Genomic DNA, 20,133 nt, shown 5'->3' with positions numbered 1-20,133 from the left:
ATCTGGCGGTCTCGTTTCCGCGGCATGCCGCCGACATGGCCGAGGCCCGCGACCTGCTGGGCGAGGCCGGCGAGGAGATCGGCCTGGTGGCCAAGCTCGAGCGCGCCGAGGCGGTGACCGACGAGGCGACGCTGGACGGCATCATCCAGGCCTGCGAGGCGGTGATGGTGGCGCGTGGCGATCTCGGCGTGGAGATCGGTGACGAGAAGCTGATCGGCACCCAGAAGCGCATCATCAAGCGAGCCCGCAGCCTGAACCGGGCGGTGATCACCGCCACCCAGATGATGGAGTCGATGATCGAGTCGCCCCTGCCCACCCGCGCCGAGGTGTTCGACGTTGCCAACGCCGTGCTCGACGGCACCGATGCGGTGATGCTCTCCGCCGAGACCGCCGCCGGCGACTTCCCGGTGGAGACCATCGAGGCGATGGACCGGGTCTGCCTGGGCGCCGAGCGCGAGCGGATCGCCCAGGAGTCGGGCCACCGCATCCACGAGGGCTTCTCCCGGGTCGACGAGACCATCGCCCTATCCGCCATGTACGCCGCCAACCACCTCTCCGGGGTGGCCGCCATCGCCTGCATGACCTCGACCGGCTATACGCCGCTGATCGCCTCGCGCATCCGTTCCGGGCTGCCGATCATCGGCCTGGCCCACAGCGCCATCGCCCAGCGACGCATGGCGCTCTATCGCGGCGTGGTCTCGCTGCCCTTCGACACCAGCGAGATGACGGCCGAGGAGCTCAACGACCGCGCCCTGGCGCTGCTGGTGGAGAAGGGCATCGCCGAGCCGGGGGATCATGTGATGCTCACGCGGGGCGACGAGATGAACGCCCATGGCGGCACCAATACGCTGAAGATTCTCGACGTCAACGCCAGCCATCTACACAAGGGGTAATGGCGAGGGGGTAACAAGGGCGCAACGCGGAAGGGTTTTGTATACAGAACCGCTGGCGGGTGTGGTGATCAGGCTCGAAAAGTGAGAAGGTTCTGCCAGGATCATTACCAGCGAGACGCCCATGAGCCAGTCCTGGAGGGAAGAGGTCGAAGCCGCCGTGCGCGGGGGGGAGCGTGTCGGCGATCGCCATATCGTCGAGCAGGTGCGCCAGGCGGTGCTGAGCCAGCGCCTGGCGCCCGGCACGCGTCTGCCGGAGGTGGCACTGGGCGAAGTGTTCGGTGTCAGCCGCTCCATCGTGCGTCGGGCGCTGACGCGCCTGGCCGCCGACCACGTCATCGACCAGCGCCCCAATCAGGTCGCCCGGGTGCGAGCCCCCAGCGTGGAGGAGACCCGCGAGACCTTCTCCGCCCGCCGCCTGGTGGAGGGCGAGGTGGCCGCACTGCTGGCGGCACGGGGCCTCGACCCCGAGCTGCTGGCTGCCCTCGAGAGCGAGGCACGGGCAGAGGTCGAGGCCCATGGGCGTGGCGACGAGCCGGCTCGCATCGCCCACTCCCTGGCCATTCATCATCGACTGGCCGCACGCTCGCCCAATCGTGTGCTGGGTGCCATGCTCACCGACCTGGTGTTGCGGACCTCCATCGTCATCGCCCTCTACAAGCGACCCTCGCTCGGTTCCTGCTACCTGGAGGGAGATCACTTCCGGCTGCTGGAGGCGCTTGACCGGGGGGATGCCGGCGGGGCGAGAGACGCCATCGAGGCGCATCTGACGAGCCTCGAGGCCCTGCTCGACCTCGGCCCCCGCGAGGAGCAGGCCGATCTGCATAGCATTTTCGCCGGCGTCGCCAAGAGCTGAACAGCACCGGGAGTCGCTTGCGCCTGAATCCGGCGACAGGCCTTTTCGGGGGCGCTTTGAATACTTCCCTGTACGCTACCTCCGCCGTCCATGGTCTCCGGACCCCCTGCAGACCTGTCCCCGGCGGCGCTCGCGATGGCAACGCCCCGGCGGGTTGAGGGCACCGGTGGGGTGTCGGACAATACCTCCATTCATCTCTTGCGGAGTCACGCCATGCGGTCCCTTACCCGAGCGGGGTGTCGCGCCCTGCTGCTGGGATTGACGCTGCTGTTCTCCACGGTGGCACTGGCCCGGCCGCCCATCGTGGCGGCTGCCTCCTCCCTGCAGGCGGTCTTCCCCCATCTTGCCGAGGCCTTCCGGGCCGAGACGGGAGAATCCTTGCGGATCAACTTCGGCTCGTCGGGTAATTTCCGTCGCCAGATCGAGCAGGGCGCGCCCTTCGAGCTCTTCCTCTCCGCCGATGAGGCCTATGTGCTGGCGCTGCACGAGGCCGGCCACCTCGAGGATGCGGGGGAAGTCTATGCGGTAGGACGACTGGTATGGCTGCAGAGAAAGGAGGAGCAGGGCCGGCTGCCCAGTGAGGAGGCTCCGCTGACGGCGGTTCGGGAGGCGGTGGCAGCGCATGCCGCCGGGGAGGGGCGATCGCGTATCGCCCTGGCGAACCCCGAGCATGCCCCCTATGGGGTCGCGGCACGCCAGGCCCTGGTGCAAGCCGGGTTATGGGAGCCCAGTGCGCCGCTGCGGGTGCTGGGGGAGAGCGTCGCCCAGGCGACCCGCTTCGCGCTCTCCGCGGATGCCCGTGGCGGGCTGGTGGCCTGGTCCCAGGCGCTGGCGCCACCGGTGGCCGCCCAGAGCGAGTTCGTGATGGTGCCGGCCGACTGGCACCAGCCCCTGGTGCAGCGCATGGCGCTGGTGAAGGGAGCCGGTGATACCGCGCGGGCCTTCTACGCCTGGCTGCAGCGGGAGGAGGCGCGTGCCATCCTCGCCGACTATGGTTTTCGCGCTCCCGGCGATGGTTTCCGCCTTGCCGAGGATGAGCCCCGCTGATGGACTGGACGGCGCTCTCGGTCTCGTTGCATCTGGCTGCCCTCACGGCACTGTTGCTGTTGCCGGCAGGGTTGTGGCTGGGCCGCGCCCTGGCCGGCAGTCGTTCGCGCGCCAAGCCCCTGGGTGAGGCCCTGATCGCCCTGCCACTGGTGATGCCGCCCACGGTGCTGGGGTTCTACCTGATGCAGGCCTTCGGGCTGGAGGCTCCCTTCGGCGGGCTCTGGGTGCGGCTGTTCGGTGAGGGGCTCAACTTCACCTTCGAGGGCATCCTGCTCGCCTCCCTGGTGGCCAACCTGCCCTTCGCGGTGCAGCCCGTGCAGCGTGCCTTCGAGGCGGTACCGGCCAACCTGCGCGAGGCGGCCTGGTGCAGCGGCCTGTCGCCGCTGCATACCCTGTGGCGCATCGAGCTGCCCCTGGTGTGGCCGGGCATCGTCTCGGCCATGGCGCTGACCTTCGCCCATACCCTGGGGGAGTTCGGGGTCATCCTGATGGTGGGCGGGGCCATCGATGGCGAGACGCGCACCCTGGCCATCGCCATCTACGATCGCGTGCAGGCCTTCGACGAGAGCGGGGCGGCCACCATGTCGGCGATGCTGCTGCTGGTCTCCTTCGTCACCATCGGTGTGGTCTATGGCCTCGCGGGGCGGCGGAGGTGGCGCCGTGTCTGATGTCGCTGCCAGCCCCGCCCCCCTCGAGGTGAGCCTGCATCAGTCGGGCCCCATCCCCCTGGCGGCGGACTTTCGCTGCGCGGCCGGTGAGCTGCTGGCCCTGGTGGGTCCCTCGGGCAGCGGCAAGACCACCCTGCTGCGCAGCATCGCCGGCCTCTACCGCCCACAAGGGGGGCGTATCGCCTGTGGCGAGGAGGTCTGGTTCGATGCCGACAGGCGACTCGCGCTCCCTCCCCAGCGCCGACGCCTGGGGCTGGTGTTCCAGGACTATGCGCTGTTCCCGCACCTCACGGCGCTGGGCAACGTCATGGTGGCACTGCACCATCTGCCGGCCGCCGAGCGCCGCCGCCGGGCCGAGGAGTGGTTGATCCGGGTACGCCTGGAGGGGTTGGCCGGGCGCCACCCCGCCGAGCTCTCCGGCGGCCAGCGGCAGCGAGTGGCGCTGGCCAGGGCACTGGCCCGCGAGCCGCGGGTGCTGCTGCTCGACGAGCCCTTCTCGGCGGTGGATCAGGTGACGCGACGGCGCCTGCAGCGTGAACTGGCGATGCTGCGCGAGGAGATCGCCATCCCCATCGTGCTGGTCACCCACGACCTCGACGAGGCGGCGGCATTGGCCGACCGCCTCTGCGTGCTGCATGCCGGGCACACCCTCCAGACAGGTCCTCCTCAGTCGCTTTTCCGCCGGCCCTCATCCCCACAGGTGGCGCGGCTGCTCGATCGCCACAACGTCTTCAGCGGTGAGGTGGTGATGGAGGGCGACGAGCGTCGCCTGGCCTGGGGGCCCTGGCGTCTGGAGGTGGCCGAGGGGCTTGCGTCGCTGGCGCCGGGTACCCGCGTGGCCTGGTATCTGCCGGCCTCGGATGTGGTGCTGCATCGCCGAGGGCGCCCCTCGCTGGGGGAGCGCGAGAACCCGGTGAGCGCTCGCGTCGAGGAGCTGGTCGTGCTGGGCGGCATGACCTCGGTCACCCTGGCCTTCGATCACACCCCCGGGCGCCTCGGCTTCGAGATCGCCACCCATGCCGCCCGTCGTAACGGTCTGGCCCGCGGGGAGGCGGTACAGGTCTCGCTGCTCGCCGCGGGCATCCACCTGATGCCGGAGGCTTGCGCCTCCGGCGATGACGCCATGAGTCTGCCATGAAACGCTTCCTGATCGCCGCCATCCTCGCCGTCGCTCCCTTTACGCTCCTCTCGGCAAGCGCCGCCGAGGTGCCCGCAAAGCGCTGGCCACTCACCATTGCCACCGGCTCGGGGGAGCATGAGTTCCATGCCGAGGTGGCGCAGACATCGGCCGAACGCAGCCGTGGCCTGATGGGACGCGAGCGACTCGCCGAGGAGGGCGGCATGCTCTTCCTCTATGCCGGCGAGCAGCCGGGCCGCAGTGGTTTCTGGATGTACAACACCCTGATTCCGCTGGATATCGCCTTTATCGACGGGATGGGACGTATCGTCTCGACCCACACCATGGTGCCCTGTGGTTCGGATGCGCCGGCCGACTGTCCGGTGACGCGGCCGGGAGTGCCCTATCGAGCCGCGCTGGAGGTCAGGGCGGGTACCTTCCAGGCGCTGGGGATCGGCGTGGGGGACTGTGTCGCCTGGCCGGGTCACGACTCCCGTTGCAAACCGGAGTGACGGAGCTGATATTCAACGCTGGGAGCCTTAGAATATTTCGCGAGGTGGCACCGGGCCCTGGAGGGGCTCGTCCACCGCCGCCGGCTCACCGCGCCGGCACATCGTGCCACTCATAACCATAACCGCGCCTCGCAGATGACGAGGCGTCGCTGCAAGGACACGCCATGACAACGTATCGACCGCTTGCCAAGCTGGCCGCCGCCCTGGCCGGTGCCGCCGTGCTCTCCGCCTCGCTCTCCGTTCAGGCGCGCGAGATTGCCGTCTCCACCGTGCTTTCCGATGCCTTTCCCTGGGGCCAGGCCGCCGAGAAGTGGGCCGAGCTGGTGGAGGAGCGCACCGAGGGGCGCATCACCATGCGCGTCTACCCCAACTCCCAGCTGGTCAACGGTGACCAGACTCGCGAATTCTCCGCCATGCGCTCCGGGCTGATCGACGCCGCCGTGGGCTCCACCATCAACTGGTCCCCCCAGGTGCCGGAGCTCAATCTCTTCTCGCTGCCCTTCTTCCTGCCCGACGAGGCGGCGGTGGACGCCGTGACCGGTGGCGAGGCGGGCGAGAAGATCTTTGCGGCCATCGAGTCCCGGGATGTTATCCCGCTGGGCTGGGGCGAGAACGGTTTCCGCCAGCTCTCCAACTCCCAGGGCGCGATCGATGAGCCTCAGGATCTGGAGGGCCTGAAGATCCGCGTGGTGGGCTCGCCGTTGTTCCAGGACACCTTCACCGCCCTGGGGGCCGACCCCACCCAGATGAGCTGGGCCGATGCCAAGCCGGCCCTGACCACCGGCGCGGTGGATGGCCAGGAGAATCCGCTCTCGGTGTTCGACGTGGCGCGTATCGACCAGGTGGGACAGGAGCACCTGACCCTGTGGAACTACATGAACGATCCGCTGATCTTCGCCGTGAATCGCCGGGTGTGGGAGTCGCTGGACGAGAGCGACCAGGCGATCCTGCGTGAGGCCGCGGTGGAGGCGGGCGAGTGGGAGACGTCCATGACCCGCGAGGAGGAGGGCGAGCGCCTGGCCGCCATCCAGGAGCGTGGCGTTACCGTAACGGAGCTCTCGGACGCCCAGTACCAGGCCTTCGTCGAGGCCACCGCCAGCGTTCACGATGAGTGGGTACCGAAGATCGGCGAGGAGATCGTCGAGGCCGCCCGTGCCGACATCGAGTCACGCTGATTCCCGCTCTTCCTTCCCCTTGACCGGCCGGCCCTCGAGGCCGGCCGCTGCCTTGTGAGGTAACCCATGACGCCTTCCCCGGATGCCAGGCTGGAGCGCTGGCTGGCCAGCCTGGCCCTGGTGATCATCGCGCTGATCAGTCTCGGCAACGTGGTGACTCGTTATATCACCGGTGGCTCGCTGGCCTTTACCGAAGAGCTCTCGGTATTCCTGCTGGTGGTGCTGACCTTCGCCGGCGCCGCCGTGGCGCTGCGGCGTAACGGTCATATCCGTATCGGCATGCTGGAGCGTGCCCTGCCGGCGGGTGCACGCCGGTTCCTGGTGCTCTTCCAGGGGCTTTGCGGGGTGGCGGTGCTGGGACTGATCGCCTGGTTCGGCGCCAGGCTGGCCTGGCAGGAGTACCGCTGGGAGACCCTCTCGCCCGGGCTTGGTCTGCCCCAGTGGTGGTATATCGTCTGGCTGCCGCTGCTGGCGGCGGTGATGCTGGTGCGTCAGCTGCAGCAGACCCGGGACCGGCTGCGCGGAGGGCTCGACGATGAGTCCTGATCTCTGGATGCTGCTGGCCTTCGCCGGGCTGCTGATCGCCGGTGTCCCGGTGGCCTTCTCCCTGGGGCTGGCGGGTGCCGCGGGGATCCTGACGGGGTTGTCGCCGGCGATGCTCGCCACCCTTGGCACCAATACCTACAACAGCATCGCCAAGTATCCGCTGATTGCCATTCCGCTGTTTATCCTCACCGGGCTGATCTTCGAGCGCTCCGGGGTGGCGCTGCGCCTGGTGCGCTTTGCCCAGGCGCTGATCGGCCCGCGTCACGGCGGGCTGGCGCTGGTGGCGGTGCTGGTGTGCATGATCATGGGTGGCATGAGCGGGTCGGGGCCGGCGGATGCCGCCGCGGTGGCCATGGTGATGCTGCCGAGCATGACCCGGGCGGGCTACCCGAAGCCGTTCTCGGCCACCCTGATCGCCGCCTCGGCCTCCACGGCGATCCTGATCCCCCCTTCGGTAGCGCTGATCCTCTACTCCATCGTGGTGCCGGGAGTCGATCTGCGGGCACTGTTCGCCGCCGGGCTCTTCCCCGGTGTACTCGCCGGCCTGGCGCTGCTGGTCCCGGCTCTGCTGGTCTCACGTCGCCATGGTTGGGAGGGCGGTGCACCGGTAGCGGGCGCCGAACAACTGCGGGTGGGGGAGACCTTCAGGCAGGCGTTGCCGGCACTGTTCGCGCCGGTGCTGATCCTCGGCGGGCTGCGCTCGGGGCTCTTCACCCCCACCGAGGCGGCGGTGGTGGCTGTGGCCTATGGGGTGCTGGTGGGGCTCTTCGTGACCCGCGAGCTCAGCCTGCGTGATCTCTGGTCGCTGTTCGGCGAGGCGGCGGTGATCTCGGGGGTGGTGATGCTGATCATCGCGCTTGCCGGCATCTTCGCCTGGGCCGGCACCATGCTCGGTACCTTCCGCCATCTGGCGGAGTGGATCATCTCGCTCTCCGACAATGGTGTCGTGCTGCTGGTGCTGATCATGCTGGCGGTGCTGGCCGCCGGCATGCTGCTCGACGCCATCTCCATCTACCTGATCATGATGCCGATCCTGATCCCGGTGATGCAGCACTTCGGCTGGAACCCGGTGTGGTTCGGCATCCTGCTGGCGATGAATATCGCCATCGGCCAGTTCACCCCGCCGGTGGCGGTCAATCTGATGGTGACCACCGAGGTGGCCAGGATTCGCCTCGAACAGACCGTGGGCTGGGCCCTGCTGTTCGTGGTGGCGATGGCCGCCGCCCTGGCGCTTGTTGCCGTGTTCCCGGAGATCGCGCTGTGGTTGCCGAGGACCCTGGGCTACAACGTCGGCTGATTGCCCTGAAGCGTATCGAGCAGACGCTGGAAGCAGGTGGTACTCTCGGCATCGAAGAGCACGAAGCGCACCCGCTCGATATGCGGGCAGTCGGGCAGGGTGGCGATCACCGTCTCGAGCGCTACCCGAGCCGCCTCTTCCAGTGGATAGCCGAAGGCGCCGGCGGAGAGTGCCGGGAAGGCGATGGAGCCCAGGTCCTCGCGTTCGGCCAGCGCCAGGGCGTTTCGGTAGCAGTCGGCGAGCAGCGCCTCGGCGGGCTCGTCGACGCCGTAGACCGGCCCCAGGCAGTGAATGACATGGCGATTGGGCAGGGCGAAGGCCTCGGTGATCACCGCCTCCCCCGGGCGGATCGGCGCCAGCGGCCGGCAGGCGCGGTCGAGCTCGGGACCGGCGGCGCGATGCAGGGCCCCGGCCACGCCGCCGCCGGGGCGCAGCTGGGCGTTGGCGGCATTGGCCACCGCCTCGATATCGGGTTGATGGGCGATATCCCCCTGGATGCACTCGATCATGGTGTCTCCTGAGATATGCGGCCCTCGGGCGCGCCCGAGGGCCGGGTGGCGTAGAATGCACGCCATTCCTACCCTGTCAGGCTATCAGGAGTTTCGATGTTGTTCCCGCCACGCTTCGCGCCGTACGTGTTTGCCGTGCTGATGTCGCTCTATATGGTGACCCTGATGACCTTCGTGATCACCTGGGCCAACACCGGCCTGGGAGAAGGTTTCCTCGGTCGCTGGTGGCAGGCGCTCTATATTGCCTGGCCGATCGCCCTCGTACTGACCCTGGTGGGAGCGCCGCGGCTACAGCGCGTCGTCGCCAGGCTCGTCCGCAAGCCTTCGCATCGGTAACCGACCGCCCCATGCGGCCGCTAATGCTGTGTTGCAGCATAAGATTAACGCTTCATAAACGCTCGGCAAGACTAGACTGATGGATGAATGCCCCGCCGGCCATGATCCGGCGGCCTTGCCTCCGGTCATTATCCCCGGAATGATTTTTTCGCTAAAGTAGAGGAGGGTGGTAGATTCGGGGCCACTGCGGTCACGACGCTCCGCTCTCTTGCCGACAACGTCAAAGAGGTGTGTTCATGAAACGCCATGCATTCTCTGCTGCTGCCTTCTCCGGCGCGATCCTGGGGGCCGCGATGTTCGCCTCGCCGGCCATGGCCCAGGACGAAGAGAAGTTCATCACCATCGGTACCGGTGGCCAGACCGGCGTCTACTATGTGGTCGGCCAGTCCGTCTGCCGCCTGGTGAACCGTCTGGACGACGCCAACATCAAGTGCAACGCGCCCTCCACCGGTGGCTCGGTGGCCAACGTCAACGGCATCAAGTCCGGTCAGCTCGATATGGGTGTGGTGCAGTCCGATGTCCAGTACCAGGCCTACAACGGTACCGGCAACTTCGAAGGCGAGGCCTTTGAAGACCTGCGCGCGGTATTCCGTGCCCACGGCGAGCCCCTGACCATTCTGGCGCGGGCCGACTCCGGCATCGAGACCCTCGATGACCTGGAGGGCAAGCGTGTCAATATCGGCAACCCGGGCTCCGGCCAGCGCAACACCATGGAAGTGGTGATGGAGGCCAAGGGCTGGACCGAGGACACCTTCTCGCTGGCCTCTCAGCTCGACGCCGCCGAGATGGCCTCGGCCCTGGCCGACAACAACATCGACGCCATGGCCTATGTGGTGGGCCACCCCAACGGCTCCATCCAGGAAGCGACCACCACCGTCGACTCCCGACTGATCCCGCTCAACGATGAAGCGATCCAGGGGATCGTCGACGAGTACCCCTACTACTCCATGTCGACCATCCCCGGCGGCCTCTACAAGGGCAACGACGAGGAGGTCGAGACCTTCGGTGTCGCGGCGACCTTCGTGACCACCGCCGAAACCGACGAGGAGATCGTCTATCAGACCGTCAAGGCGATCTTCGACAACTTCGATCGCTTCAAGAAGCTGCATCCGGCCTTTGCGAATCTCAAGCCGGAAGAGATGGTCTCTTCGGGCCTCTCCGCACCGCTGCATGATGGGGCTGCACGCTACTATCGTGAGCAGGGCTGGATCGAGTGATACAACGGCCTGAGGTGTTTTCACCTCGGTGAAGAATGCGCGGTCACCCGAGGGGGCCGCGCATTCTGTTTGAGATGCCGTGGGAGGCCATCCCGGGCGCTCCCAGGGAAACGTTACAGAGCAGGGCACGCTTATGACTGAGGACAACAAGAGGGCCGCGGGGCAAGAGGTCGATCTCGAGGATATGGTCGCCTCGAGCGATTCCGGGGCCCGCAAGCCGTCCGGAACGCCTGGCAAGCTGCTGGTCAGCATTGCCGCCGCCTGGTCGCTCTTCCAGCTGTGGATCGCGTCTCCGCTGCCGTTCATGCTGGGCTTCGGGGTCTTCAATGCCACCGAGTCCCGCTCCATTCACCTGGCCTTCGCGCTCTTCCTGGCCTATATGGCCTACCCGGCGCTCAAGCGTTCGCCCCGTGATCGTATCCCCGTTCAGGACTGGGTCCTGGCGGCGGCGGCGGCCTTCTGTGGTGCCTACATGTTCATGTTCTACGAACAGCTGGCCCAGCGTCCTGGTGCGCCGATACTGCAGGATGTGATCATCGGTGTGGCGGGTATCCTGCTGCTGCTCGAGGCCACGCGACGGGCGCTCGGTCCGCCGCTGATGATCATCGCCTCGATCTTTATCATCTACTCGCTGGCCGGGCCCTACATGCCGGGCATTCTGTCCCACCGCGGGGTCAGTCTCTACGGTCTGGTCAACCATCAGTGGTTGACGACCCAGGGGGTCTTCGGCATTGCGCTGGGGGTCTCGACCAGCTTCGTGTTCCTGTTTGTGTTGTTTGGTGCGCTGCTCGACAAGGCCGGCGCCGGCAACTATTTCATCAAGGTCGCCTTCTCGCTGCTGGGCCACTACAAGGGCGGCCCGGCCAAGGCCGCCGTGGTGGCCTCGGGCATGACCGGCCTGATCTCCGGCTCCTCCATCGCCAACGTGGTGACCACCGGCACCTTCACGGTACCGATGATGAAGCGTGTCGGCTTCTCGGCGGAGAAGGCCGGTGCGGTGGAGGTCTCCTCCTCGGTCAATGGTCAGATCATGCCGCCGGTCATGGGGGCCGCGGCCTTCCTGATGGTCGAGTATGTGGGCATCTCCTACGTGGAGGTGATCAAGCACGCCTTCCTGCCGGCACTGATCTCCTATATCGCGTTGATCTATATCGTTCATCTCGAGGCACTCAAGGCCGGCCTTCAGGGCCTGGAGAGCAGCAACCCGCCCAAGCCTCTGGTGCGCAAGGCGATCGGCTTCCTCGGTGGCCTGCTCCTGATGATGATCACGGCTCTCGTGGTCTACTACGGCCTGGGCTGGTTGAAGCCGGTGCTGGGTGGTGCGACTCCCTGGGTGGTGGCCGCCGGCCTGGCGGTGATCTATGTGGGGCTGCTCAAGGTTGCCTCCCACTACCCCGAGCTGGAGCTCGATGATCCCGATGCGCCCATCTACAAGCTGCCCCAGACCCGCCCCACGGTGATGGTCGGCCTGCAGTTCATCCTGCCGGTGATCGTGCTGATCTGGTGTCTGATGGTGGAGCGCCTCTCGCCGGGGCTGTCGGCCTTCTGGGCCACGGTGTTCATGGTCTTCATCATCCTCACCCAGCGTCCCATCACATCGATCTTCCGTGGTCGCAGTGACATGGCGGCGGACCTGCGTGAGGGGGTTATGGATCTGTGGGGCGGCCTGGTCTCCGGTGCCCGCAACATGATCGGCATCGGCATCGCCACCGCCACCGCCGGTATCATCGTCGGTGCGGTGTCCCAGACCGGCGTCGGCCTGGTGCTTGCCGATGTGGTGGAGATCCTCTCCATGGGCAACCTGATGCTGATCCTGATCTTCACCGCGGTGCTCAGCCTGATTCTCGGCATGGGGCTGCCCACCACGGCCAACTACATCGTGGTGTCGGCGCTACTGGCGCCGGTAATCGTTCAGCTGGGTGAGCAGAACGGCCTGCTGGTGCCGTTGATCGCCGTTCACCTGTTCGTGTTCTACTTCGGCATCATGGCGGATGTGACGCCGCCGGTGGGACTCGCCTCCTTTGCCGCGGCGGCGGTCTCTGGCGGTGACCCGATACGTACCGGCTTCCAGGCCTTCTACTACAGCCTGCGCACCGCCGCGCTGCCGTTCCTGTTCATCTTCAATACCGATCTGCTGCTGATCGATGTCACCGCCCTGCAGGGGGTGCTGATCTTCGTGGTATCGACGATCGCCATGCTGATCTTCGCCGCGGCCACCCAGGGGTTCATGATTGCCCGTAACCGCTGGTACGAGTCCATCGTGCTGCTGCTGGTGGCCTTTACCCTGTTTCGGCCGGGCTTCTGGATGGATCAGCTCCATGACCCCTATCAGGAGATTCCGCCCGCACAGTTCGTCGAGGCGCTGGGTAACGTCGGCGAGCAGAGCACATTGCGGCTGCAGGTCCTTGGCGAGGATGACTTCGGTGATCCGTTGACCACCTATATGCAGCTGCCGGTGCCGAGTGGCGAGACCGGCGAGGAGCGGCTGGAGAACCTGGGCCTGGAGCTGATCATCGAAGAGGACAGGGCCGTGGTCGACATGGTGGCCTTCGGCAGCCAGGCGTCGGACCTGGGCTTCGACTTCGATCAGGAGATCATCCAGGTGCTCGCGCCGGTGGATCGCTGGACCAAGGAGCTGATGTGGATTCCGGCCTTCCTGGTCTTCGGTCTGATCGTAATGATGCAGCGTCGGCGGCGTGGTCGTGACGCCGCCGCGGCGTCTGCCTGAGGGGGAGTGTCATGTATCAGAAGATCATGTTGACGGTGGACCTCAACGAGGAGGCCTCCTGGGCCAAGGCGCTACCGACGGCGGTGGCGCTGTGCCGCAGCTTTGGAGCGTCGCTGCATGTGGTGACGGTGCTGCCGGACTACCGCATGCCGCTGGTCGGCTCCTATTTTCCCAAGGATTTCGCCAAGAAGGCCCATGCGGCAATCACCGAGGCGCAGCACGAGTTTATTCGCGAGCACGTGCCTGACGATATCACGGTCCAGAGCGTCATCGTCGATGGCTCGCCCTGGGAGGCGATCGTCAAGGCGGCGAAGAAGCTCGAGGTGGACCTGATCGTGATGGCCTCCCACAACAAGCGCAAGTTCGCCGATTACGTGCTGGGACCCAATGCCGAGCATGTGGTGCACCACTCGAAGGTGTCGGTAATGATCGTGCGTTAAGCACGGCAGGCTCCTGCCGCATCACTCGGCCTCGCAGAGGGCCTCGACACCGTGTCGAGGCCCTCTGCGTTTGGGCTGTGACCTGAGCGTGGAATGGGGCCGGCGGGATTATCCAGCAGAGTTGATCCCGATCAACTAGATTAAGTCATAGTTAACGAGGGGCCCCTCGTTAATGCGTTTCGGTGGCCCGGTCGTGTTCCGAGGCCATCCACGCAGCGCCCGAGCCGGTCGGGCACACGTCGGCGAAGAGAGGTGACTCATGAATGCGGAAACTGCGAAATCACGGGACACGTCGGCAGGACTCGGCGTGAAGATCACCATCCAGCCGGTCGGCATGGGGCGCCCCAAGGCCTGGCTCGCCGCCGGCATCGAGGATTTTCGGCAGGCTGCCGCCGTCAGTCTCGCCTATGGCATGTTCTGGGTGGGGCTGAGTATCGCCGTGACCGTCGGCGCCATCTATCTGGGCCTGTGGCACTGGCTGCTACCGCTGGTGGCGGGCTTCATGTTCATCGGCCCCCTGGTGGCGGTAGGCTCCTATGGCATCAGTCGTGCCCTGGAGGCCAATCGCGCCCCGCATCTTGGAGATGCCTTCGGCGCCTGGCGTCCCCATGCCGGCCAGCTGGCGATGATGGGCGTGATGCTGGTGCTGGTGCTGCTGGCCTGGTTCAATATTGCCATCCTGCTGTTCGCGATCTTCTTCGGCCACGCGGTGCCAAGCCCGACGGACCTCTATGCCGCGCTGCTGACCACTCCCCAGGGGCTCGGCATGATCGCCGTCGGTACCGTGCTGGGGGGATTTCTGGCCTTCGGCGCCTTCTCCATCAGCGTGGTGGCGATACCCACCTTGATGGATCGCGACCTCACCTTCATGGAGGGGATCGAGGCCAGCGTGCGTACCGTGTCGTGCAACTTCCGTCCGATGCTGCTCTGGGCGGCGATCCTCACCGGCTGTGTGCTGGTCGGGGTGTTGACCTTCTATATTGGACTGGCGCTTATCCTGCCGGTGCTGGGCTTCGCCAGCTGGCATGCCTACGAGGAGCTGGTGGTCATCAAGCCCCGGGAGGAGAAGCACGACCTCCACGGCTGATCGACGCTGCTCTCCTACGATCAGGCATCCTGCCGGGGGCGCCCATGCCTCCGGCTTTCGTCGAGCTGACCATGCCGGCGTGATCGCGTAGTCTGGCGCCCCAAACTCGCCTTAAGGGGATGGCCGTCATGCGCCAGACGATCTCTATTTGCCTGATCTTCCTGCTGGCCAGCCTGCCTGCATCCGCTATCGGCGATGGGCTGCCTGCGCCGGAAGGCGAGGTGTTGCTGGCCGTCACCGGAAATATCGCCGACACCAATGCCGGCAGCCAGGCGCATTTCGACCGCGAGCTGGTGAAGAGTCTCTCGCCACTGACGGTCTGTACCCGAACCCCCTGGCATCGTGAGACCAGCTGCTTTCGGGGCCCTCTGATGCGCGAGGTGCTCGCGGCGGTGGGCGCGCAGGGCGATAGTATCGTCGTGCAGGCCCTGAACAAGTTTCGGGCAGAGATTTCCGTTCAGGAGCTGCATGACTATGACGTGATTCTGGCCATGAGCCGTGATGGTGAGCCGATGCCGATACGCGAGCTCGGCCCGCTCTTCGTGCTCTATCCCTTCGGTGATCATCCGGAGTTGCATACCGAAGCGGTGCGCTTTCGGTCAGTATGGCATGTGGCCAGCATACATGTGCGCTGATTTCATATGCGGTGATTGGGCGCATTCGACAGGGGGTGGCGGGTGCTGAAGCTGCCCCTGCGGCTGAGGCTAGGGGCGATCAGCGCCCTGGTGCTGTTTGCCGCCGCCCTGATCGTGGTAAGCCTGGTCGCCTGGCGCCAGGATAGTCTGTTGGGCAGAGTCGCCGAGGGGGCTGGTTGGCACGCCTATCAGCTCGATCGTGAAACCGTCCAGATGCGCAGCTATCTGGTACAGCCCGATGCCACCCTCGCGGGCTTTCGGCTGCGCTTCGAGCTGTTCTACAGCCGCATGCATATGCTGGGTCAGGGGGGCGTCGCCGAGCTGTTGGCGAAGGCGCCCGCGGTAGTCGAACTGCTCGAGGATATCGCGCGCCGGATCGAGGAGCTGGACGGCATGATCGGCGAGCTCGAGGTGCTCACTACCGAAAGCCGGCAGAGTCTCGAGGAGCGTCTGGAGACACTGGGTAACCGCACCGAGCGTCTGGTGATTGCCGTCAATGGCTACCTGGCCGAGCATGCGACCCTTCAGCGTCGTCAACAGCAGCGACTCCATGGCCTGCTGTTGCTGTTGATCCTGGCCATGAGCTTTTCCGCGCTGCTGGTTGCGGTCATGTTGTTCCGCGAGGCCCGCGACAATGCCACTGCCCGCCGTGATCTGGAAATACTCAGCCACCAGCTCCAGGCGGCCGTGCGGCGTGCCGAGTCGGCGAGCCAGGCCAAGTCGGAGTTCCTGGCCATGGTGAGTCATGAGATCCGCACGCCCCTCAACGGTGTCATCGGCATGAGCGACCTGCTGCTGGAAGAGCCTCTTGCGGAGCGGCCCCGTCAGTATGCGGCCACCCTTCATGACAGCGCCAACCTGCTGCTGGGGCTGATCAATGAACTGCTGGACTTCTCCAAGATCGAGTCCGGACATCTCGATCTGGAGTGCCAGCCATTATCGCTTGCCACGCTGGTGGAGGGGGCGGTGACGGTGTTCATGGCGCGCGCCGAGTCTCGCGGGGTCGGGCTCGAGGCGCGAATCTCCGAAAAACTGCCGGCCTGGGTGATGGGGGATCCGGCGCGACTGCGCCAGGTGTTGCTCAATCTGGTGTCCAACGCCGTGAAGTTCACCGCTGAGGGAGAGGTCATTGTCGAGGCGACGCCAGAGGGTGCCGATACCCTGCGCCTCGAGGTGCGTGATTCGGGGTGCGGCATCCCAGTCGAGCAACATGAGCACCTCTTCGAGCCATTCCGGCAGGGCGATGCTTCCATCGCGCGACGCTTCGGTGGCACCGGCCTGGGCCTGGCGATCTCGCGCCGTCTGATCGAGGCCATGGGGGGGCGCCTCGACATGCAGAGCGAGCCCGGGATCGGTAGCCGCTTCTGGTGCCTGCTGCCGCTGGTGCCCGCCACCGAGCCGGTGCGGGACGCCGCTGCGCGGCACAGCGCGAGCAGGCAGCCATCGAGAAAGCACCTGCCGGGGGCCGAGTTACTGGTAGTGGAGGATAACCCCGTCAACCAGCGGGTCGCCCGTGCGATGCTCGAGCGGCTGGGCTGCCGGGTAAGCCTGGCCGACTCGGGAGGCGAGGCGTTGACCCTGACCCGGCAACGGCAGTTTGACCTGATCTTCATGGACGTGCAGATGCCGGATATTGATGGGCTGGAGGTGACCCGCCGCCTTCGCCGGCGCCAGGGCTGGCTGACCGAGGTGCCCATCGTGGCGATGACCGCCGGCGGCCCGGGAGGCGAGCCATCGAGCTGTCTGGCCGCGGGGATGAGTGGCTATCTTGCCAAGCCTCTGCTCCCGGAGCCCCTGCTGGAGGTATTGAAGCGCCACCTGGGGAGCGGCGAGGGAGAGCTGGGGGAGCCGCTGGCCATGAACCAGCAGGCGGTGCTGGATCCTCGGGTCCTGAACTCGCTGCTCGGCTCTCTCGGAAAATCGGGGCTTACGCGGCTGGTGGCGCTTTACCGCGACCAGAGCGGGGCGCATCTCGCTCAGGTTAGCTCGGCGCTCGCGTCGAGTGATGCCGACCGATTGCGCCATGCCGCGCACCAGCTGAAGGGGGAGTCCTCGAGCCTGGGGGCGGTAACGGTAGCGGAGTTTGCGGCGCGGATCGAACGCCTGGCTGCCGAAGGAGAGCCGGCGTCGATCCCCCCGGTTCTCGAAGCGCTGCAAGCCTGTCTCACCACCACACTGGTCTCCCTGGATCACTGGGCCGAAACGTCTCAGGCCTGAGGCTCAGTGGAAGAGTCAGCCCAGGGGAATGGCTGTCAAGGAGAGTGGCTTCGACCAACGGAGTATGTCGTCGGATGCTGTCACGACCAAGAATGGCAGGGCAGTGTCCGTACAACGACAATACTCAGGAGCATGCCATGATCTATGCCAACCCGGGCCAGTCCGGTGCGGTCGTCGCCTTCGAGTCGCGCTACGGCAACTATATCGGGGGCGAGTTCGTTTCGCCGGTCAAGGGGCAGTACTTCGACAACGTCAGCCCGGTCAACGGCGAGGTGTTCTGCGAGATTCCCCGCTCCGGCGCCGAGGATATCGACAAGGCGCTGGATGCGGCGCATGCCGCGGCCCCTGCCTGGGGCAAGACCTCGGCCGCGGAGCGTTCCAATGTACTGCTCAGGATCGCCGATCGCATCGAGCAGAATATCGAGATGCTGGCGGTCGCCGAGACCTGGGACAACGGCAAGGCGGTCCGCGAGACCCTCAACGCCGACCTGCCGCTGGCCGTCGATCACTTCCGCTACTTCGCCGGCTGCATCCGTGCCCAGGAGGGCAGCGCCGCCGATATCGACGCCAATACCGTGGCCTATCACTTCCATGAGCCGCTGGGCGTGGTGGGGCAGATCATTCCCTGGAACTTCCCGCTGCTGATGGCCGTCTGGAAGCTGGCGCCGGCCCTGGCCGCGGGCAACTGCGTGGTGCTCAAGCCCGCCGAGCAGACGCCCGCCTCGATTCTCAAGCTGATGGAGGTGATCGGTGACCTGCTGCCCCCGGGCGTGGTCAATATCGTCAACGGTTATGGCGCCGAGGCGGGCCAGGCGCTTGCCGGAAGCCCGCGCATCGCCAAGATCGCCTTCACCGGCTCGACCCCGGTAGGCGCGCATATCCTCAAGTGTGCCGCGGAAAACATCATTCCCTCCACCGTGGAGCTGGGCGGCAAGTCGCCGAACATCTATTTCGCCGACATCATGAACGCCGAGCCGGCGTTCATTGACAAGGCCGCCGAGGGGCTGGTGCTGGCCTTCTTCAACCAGGGTGAGGTGTGCACCTGCCCCTCCCGCGCCTTGATCCAGGAGTCCATGTACGACGCCTTCATGGCCAAGGTGATGGAGAAGGTCGTGCAGATCAAACGCGGCAACCCGCTGGATACCGATGTCCAGGTGGGGGCCCAGGCCTCCCAGGAGCAGTTCGACAAGATCATGTCCTATATGGATATCGCCCGGGAGGAGGGGGCGGAGGTGCTCACCGGCGGTGACAAGGCGAGCTTCGATCCGGCCTATGACAAGGGCTTCTATATCGAGCCGACGCTGCTCAAGGGCCACAACAAGATGCGCGTCTTCCAGGAGGAGATCTTCGGGCCGGTGGTGGCGGTGACCACCTTCAAGGACGAGGAGGAGGCGCTGGCGATCGCCAACGATACCGAGTTTGGCCTCGGCGCCGGCGTCTGGAGTCGCGATATCAATGTGGCCTTCCGCATGGGCCGTGGCATCCAGGCCGGTCGCGTATGGACCAACTGCTACCACCAGTATCCGGCGCATGCGGCCTTCGGCGGCTACAAGAAGTCCGGCGTCGGGCGCGAGACCCACAAGGTGGCCCTCGAGCACTACCAGCAGACCAAGAACCTGCTGGTCAGCTACGACATCAATCCGATGGGCTTCTTCTAGCCCCGTGCCATTCGGGGCACTGCTCCGAATGGCTTCGATCCTGTCGGCCGCGCCATCCGGCGTGGCCCACACCCCTCCTACTCGCCGACGGGCGCCTGCCAGGCCTGGGTGTTCCAGAGTGGCACGCTGCTCAGGGCATGCTTGAAGCTGCCGCTGGTCTCCTTGGTGCTGTAGACCAGATACAGCAGCGTCTGGTTGTCGGCGTCGAAGATGCGGCGCACCTTGAGGCTCTTGAACAGCACGCTCTTGGATCGGCGGTAGAGCAGCTCGCCACTCGCCGAGGTGTCGATATCTGCCAGCATGGCGGGGGTGATGGGACCGGTCTGACGGCAGGCTAGGCTGCTGTCGGAAGGGTCGGCGAAGTCGAGGTCGGCCTCGATATTGCTGAGGTGGCAGGTCACCCCGGTAACCTTGGGGTCGGTGAGGCTCTCGATCTTGATGTCCTTGGTGGTGAACAGGCCCAGCGAGACATCGCCTACCTCGTTGTCGTTGCCACAGCCGGCAAGCAACAGCGAGAGTGCGGCCAGGGTAAGTAGAGGGGTAGGGCGGGAGCGAACTCGAGGCATCGGGGTTCCTGTCGGTATCGAGGAGAGTCTTCTCTTGGCGGCAGCGTGATTCTACCTCCTCGCGTCGTCCGCCGCCCCCCAAGGTCCGTTCGCGCCGAGCCTTTCGGCCTCCTGCAGCAACTGGCCCAGATGCACGCCCAGCGCCAGATCCTCCTCGATGCCGAAGTGACGGTAGCGGAGCCGGCCGCGGATATCGATCAACAGCGTGGTGGGAGTGCCCTCCAGTGCCCAGGCGCGCATCGTGCATGGACGAGGATCGTCATCGCGGCTGGCGGAATCGATGCCGACCGGGAAGGTGTAGCGGTTCTCGGCCAGAAAGGCCGCCAGCGCAAGGGGTGTCATCACGTCATGGTGCTCGAAGACGCTGTGAAGCCCCACCACGCTCAGCGGAACATCGACCAGCTGGCGGGCAATCCGCTGGGTCTGCGGCAGTCCGTGGAGGACACAGCCGGGACAGAGCATCTGGAAGACATGGACCAGTACCACGCGCCCGCGCAGCATACCGAGCGTCAAGGGCGTGTCGCAGTTGAGCCAGCGGCTCACCCGCCAGTCGGGTAGTGCGGCCATGGGGACCTCATCGAGCGGCCGTGGGTCCTCTTACTATGGTCGAGAAGATGCCCTGACGGCCAGTC

General features: G+C 66.1%; 20 protein-coding genes. 17 read left to right on the top strand and 3 right to left on the bottom strand.

The features are described from left to right. From RM463_RS14930 to RM463_RS14890, 9 genes are all read left to right on the top strand, one after another. Window positions 1–893, top strand: an 893-nt coding sequence (locus RM463_RS14930; RefSeq protein WP_311430429.1) for a pyruvate kinase, incomplete at its 5' end; no start/stop codon positions are given. 121 nt (window positions 894–1,014) lie between these two features. Next, complete coding sequence (locus RM463_RS14925; protein WP_195688548.1) at window positions 1,015–1,746, top strand: GntR family transcriptional regulator; 732 nt, start codon at window positions 1,015–1,017, stop codon at window positions 1,744–1,746. Window positions 1,747–1,959: 213 nt separating this feature from the next. Then, a complete protein-coding gene (gene modA, locus RM463_RS14920) occupies window positions 1,960–2,793 on the top strand; it encodes a molybdate ABC transporter substrate-binding protein (protein ID WP_195688549.1) in 834 nt (277 codons plus the stop codon). After that, on the top strand, window positions 2,793–3,461 hold the full coding sequence (modB, locus tag RM463_RS14915) for a molybdate ABC transporter permease subunit (protein WP_195688550.1): 669 nt from the start codon (window positions 2,793–2,795) through the stop codon (window positions 3,459–3,461). The genes modA and modB overlap by 1 nt, the downstream gene beginning before the upstream one ends. Then, on the top strand, window positions 3,454–4,599 hold the full coding sequence (locus RM463_RS14910) for an ABC transporter ATP-binding protein (protein WP_311430428.1): 1,146 nt from the start codon (window positions 3,454–3,456) through the stop codon (window positions 4,597–4,599). Before modB ends, RM463_RS14910 begins: the two co-directional genes overlap by 8 nt. After that, complete coding sequence (locus RM463_RS14905; RefSeq protein ID WP_195688552.1) at window positions 4,596–5,090, top strand: DUF192 domain-containing protein; 495 nt, start codon at window positions 4,596–4,598, stop codon at window positions 5,088–5,090. The genes RM463_RS14910 and RM463_RS14905 overlap by 4 nt, the downstream gene beginning before the upstream one ends. Before the next feature lie 164 nt (window positions 5,091–5,254). Next, window positions 5,255–6,265, top strand: coding sequence for a DctP family TRAP transporter solute-binding subunit (locus RM463_RS14900; protein WP_195688553.1), 1,011 nt, complete (start codon window positions 5,255–5,257; stop codon window positions 6,263–6,265). Between the two features lie 66 nt (window positions 6,266–6,331). Beyond that, window positions 6,332–6,811 (top strand): TRAP transporter small permease, encoded by a 480-nt coding sequence (locus RM463_RS14895; protein ID WP_195688554.1) that lies wholly within the window; start codon window positions 6,332–6,334, stop codon window positions 6,809–6,811. Beyond that, the gene (locus RM463_RS14890; protein ID WP_195688555.1) at window positions 6,801–8,108 is read left to right on the top strand and encodes a TRAP transporter large permease; all 1,308 of its coding nucleotides are present in this window, start codon (window positions 6,801–6,803) and stop codon (window positions 8,106–8,108) included. The genes RM463_RS14895 and RM463_RS14890 overlap by 11 nt, the downstream gene beginning before the upstream one ends. On the opposite strand, the gene RM463_RS14885 is transcribed toward RM463_RS14890, so the two are convergent. Further along, window positions 8,093–8,617 carry a macro domain-containing protein gene (locus RM463_RS14885; protein ID WP_195688556.1) on the bottom strand — a complete coding sequence of 175 codons (525 nt, stop codon included), beginning with the start codon at window positions 8,615–8,617 and terminating at the stop codon, window positions 8,093–8,095. The two genes, RM463_RS14890 and RM463_RS14885, sit on opposite strands and share 16 nt — an antisense overlap. A 96-nt stretch (window positions 8,618–8,713) precedes the next feature. Between RM463_RS14885 and RM463_RS14880 the strand changes: the two genes are divergently transcribed. From RM463_RS14880 to RM463_RS14845, 8 genes are all read left to right on the top strand, one after another. Beyond that, window positions 8,714–8,953, top strand: coding sequence for a DUF2798 domain-containing protein (locus RM463_RS14880; RefSeq protein ID WP_195688557.1), 240 nt, complete (start codon window positions 8,714–8,716; stop codon window positions 8,951–8,953). Window positions 8,954–9,189: 236 nt separating this feature from the next. Continuing rightward, window positions 9,190–10,170, top strand: a complete 981-nt coding sequence (locus RM463_RS14875) for a TAXI family TRAP transporter solute-binding subunit (RefSeq protein ID WP_195688558.1) — start codon at window positions 9,190–9,192, stop codon at window positions 10,168–10,170. A gap of 133 nt (window positions 10,171–10,303) precedes the next feature. Continuing rightward, window positions 10,304–12,898 carry a TRAP transporter permease gene (locus tag RM463_RS14870; protein ID WP_195688559.1) on the top strand — a complete coding sequence of 865 codons (2,595 nt, stop codon included), beginning with the start codon at window positions 10,304–10,306 and terminating at the stop codon, window positions 12,896–12,898. 11 nt (window positions 12,899–12,909) lie between these two features. Next, window positions 12,910–13,338, top strand: coding sequence for a universal stress protein (locus tag RM463_RS14865; protein WP_195688560.1), 429 nt, complete (start codon window positions 12,910–12,912; stop codon window positions 13,336–13,338). Window positions 13,339–13,597: 259 nt separating this feature from the next. Further along, complete coding sequence (locus RM463_RS14860; protein ID WP_195688561.1) at window positions 13,598–14,425, top strand: DUF2189 domain-containing protein; 828 nt, start codon at window positions 13,598–13,600, stop codon at window positions 14,423–14,425. 128 nt (window positions 14,426–14,553) lie between these two features. Continuing rightward, the gene (locus RM463_RS14855) at window positions 14,554–15,060 is read left to right on the top strand and encodes an oxidoreductase (RefSeq protein ID WP_311430427.1); all 507 of its coding nucleotides are present in this window, start codon (window positions 14,554–14,556) and stop codon (window positions 15,058–15,060) included. A 42-nt stretch (window positions 15,061–15,102) separates the two neighbouring features. Continuing rightward, window positions 15,103–17,277: an ATP-binding protein gene (locus RM463_RS14850; RefSeq protein ID WP_195688563.1), complete on the top strand. Its 2,175-nt coding sequence runs from the start codon at window positions 15,103–15,105 to the stop codon at window positions 17,275–17,277. A gap of 137 nt (window positions 17,278–17,414) precedes the next feature. Then, window positions 17,415–18,935 carry an aldehyde dehydrogenase family protein gene (locus RM463_RS14845; protein ID WP_311430426.1) on the top strand — a complete coding sequence of 507 codons (1,521 nt, stop codon included), beginning with the start codon at window positions 17,415–17,417 and terminating at the stop codon, window positions 18,933–18,935. Window positions 18,936–19,012: 77 nt separating this feature from the next. On the opposite strand, the gene RM463_RS14840 is transcribed toward RM463_RS14845, so the two are convergent. Both RM463_RS14840 and RM463_RS14835 read right to left on the bottom strand, forming a co-directional pair. Next, window positions 19,013–19,501, bottom strand: a complete 489-nt coding sequence (locus RM463_RS14840) for a CreA family protein (RefSeq protein ID WP_195688138.1) — start codon at window positions 19,499–19,501, stop codon at window positions 19,013–19,015. Between the two features lie 51 nt (window positions 19,502–19,552). Next, a complete protein-coding gene (locus tag RM463_RS14835; protein WP_195688137.1) occupies window positions 19,553–20,068 on the bottom strand; it encodes a TlpA disulfide reductase family protein in 516 nt (171 codons plus the stop codon). Window positions 20,069–20,133 lie beyond the last annotated feature (65 nt).

This window comes from Halomonas sp. LES1, from assembly GCF_031846005.1.
GTDB lineage: Bacteria > Pseudomonadota > Gammaproteobacteria > Pseudomonadales > Halomonadaceae > Halomonas.
Note: the sequence above shows the minus strand (reverse complement) of the source record. Positions and strands in the feature narration are given on the sequence as shown.

Excerpts from the sequence above, each read along its gene's own strand:
- RM463_RS14925 (WP_195688548.1), top strand. The coding sequence starts at position 1,015 with ATGAGCCAGTCCTGGAGGGAAGAGGTCGAAGCCGCCGTGCGCGGGGGG.
- modA (WP_195688549.1), top strand. The coding sequence starts at position 1,960 with ATGCGGTCCCTTACCCGAGCGGGGTGTCGCGCCCTGCTGCTGGGATTG.
- modB (WP_195688550.1), top strand. The coding sequence starts at position 2,793 with ATGGACTGGACGGCGCTCTCGGTCTCGTTGCATCTGGCTGCCCTCACG.
- RM463_RS14905 (WP_195688552.1), top strand. The coding sequence starts at position 4,596 with ATGAAACGCTTCCTGATCGCCGCCATCCTCGCCGTCGCTCCCTTTACG.
- RM463_RS14900 (WP_195688553.1), top strand. The coding sequence starts at position 5,255 with ATGACAACGTATCGACCGCTTGCCAAGCTGGCCGCCGCCCTGGCCGGT.
- RM463_RS14895 (WP_195688554.1), top strand. The coding sequence starts at position 6,332 with ATGACGCCTTCCCCGGATGCCAGGCTGGAGCGCTGGCTGGCCAGCCTG.
- RM463_RS14890 (WP_195688555.1), top strand. The coding sequence starts at position 6,801 with ATGAGTCCTGATCTCTGGATGCTGCTGGCCTTCGCCGGGCTGCTGATC.
- RM463_RS14885 (WP_195688556.1), bottom strand. The coding sequence starts at position 8,617 with ATGATCGAGTGCATCCAGGGGGATATCGCCCATCAACCCGATATCGAG.
- RM463_RS14880 (WP_195688557.1), top strand. The coding sequence starts at position 8,714 with ATGTTGTTCCCGCCACGCTTCGCGCCGTACGTGTTTGCCGTGCTGATG.
- RM463_RS14875 (WP_195688558.1), top strand. The coding sequence starts at position 9,190 with ATGAAACGCCATGCATTCTCTGCTGCTGCCTTCTCCGGCGCGATCCTG.
- RM463_RS14870 (WP_195688559.1), top strand. The coding sequence starts at position 10,304 with ATGACTGAGGACAACAAGAGGGCCGCGGGGCAAGAGGTCGATCTCGAG.
- RM463_RS14865 (WP_195688560.1), top strand. The coding sequence starts at position 12,910 with ATGTATCAGAAGATCATGTTGACGGTGGACCTCAACGAGGAGGCCTCC.
- RM463_RS14860 (WP_195688561.1), top strand. The coding sequence starts at position 13,598 with ATGAATGCGGAAACTGCGAAATCACGGGACACGTCGGCAGGACTCGGC.
- RM463_RS14855 (WP_311430427.1), top strand. The coding sequence starts at position 14,554 with ATGCGCCAGACGATCTCTATTTGCCTGATCTTCCTGCTGGCCAGCCTG.
- RM463_RS14845 (WP_311430426.1), top strand. The coding sequence starts at position 17,415 with ATGATCTATGCCAACCCGGGCCAGTCCGGTGCGGTCGTCGCCTTCGAG.
- RM463_RS14840 (WP_195688138.1), bottom strand. The coding sequence starts at position 19,501 with ATGCCTCGAGTTCGCTCCCGCCCTACCCCTCTACTTACCCTGGCCGCA.
- RM463_RS14835 (WP_195688137.1), bottom strand. The coding sequence starts at position 20,068 with ATGGCCGCACTACCCGACTGGCGGGTGAGCCGCTGGCTCAACTGCGAC.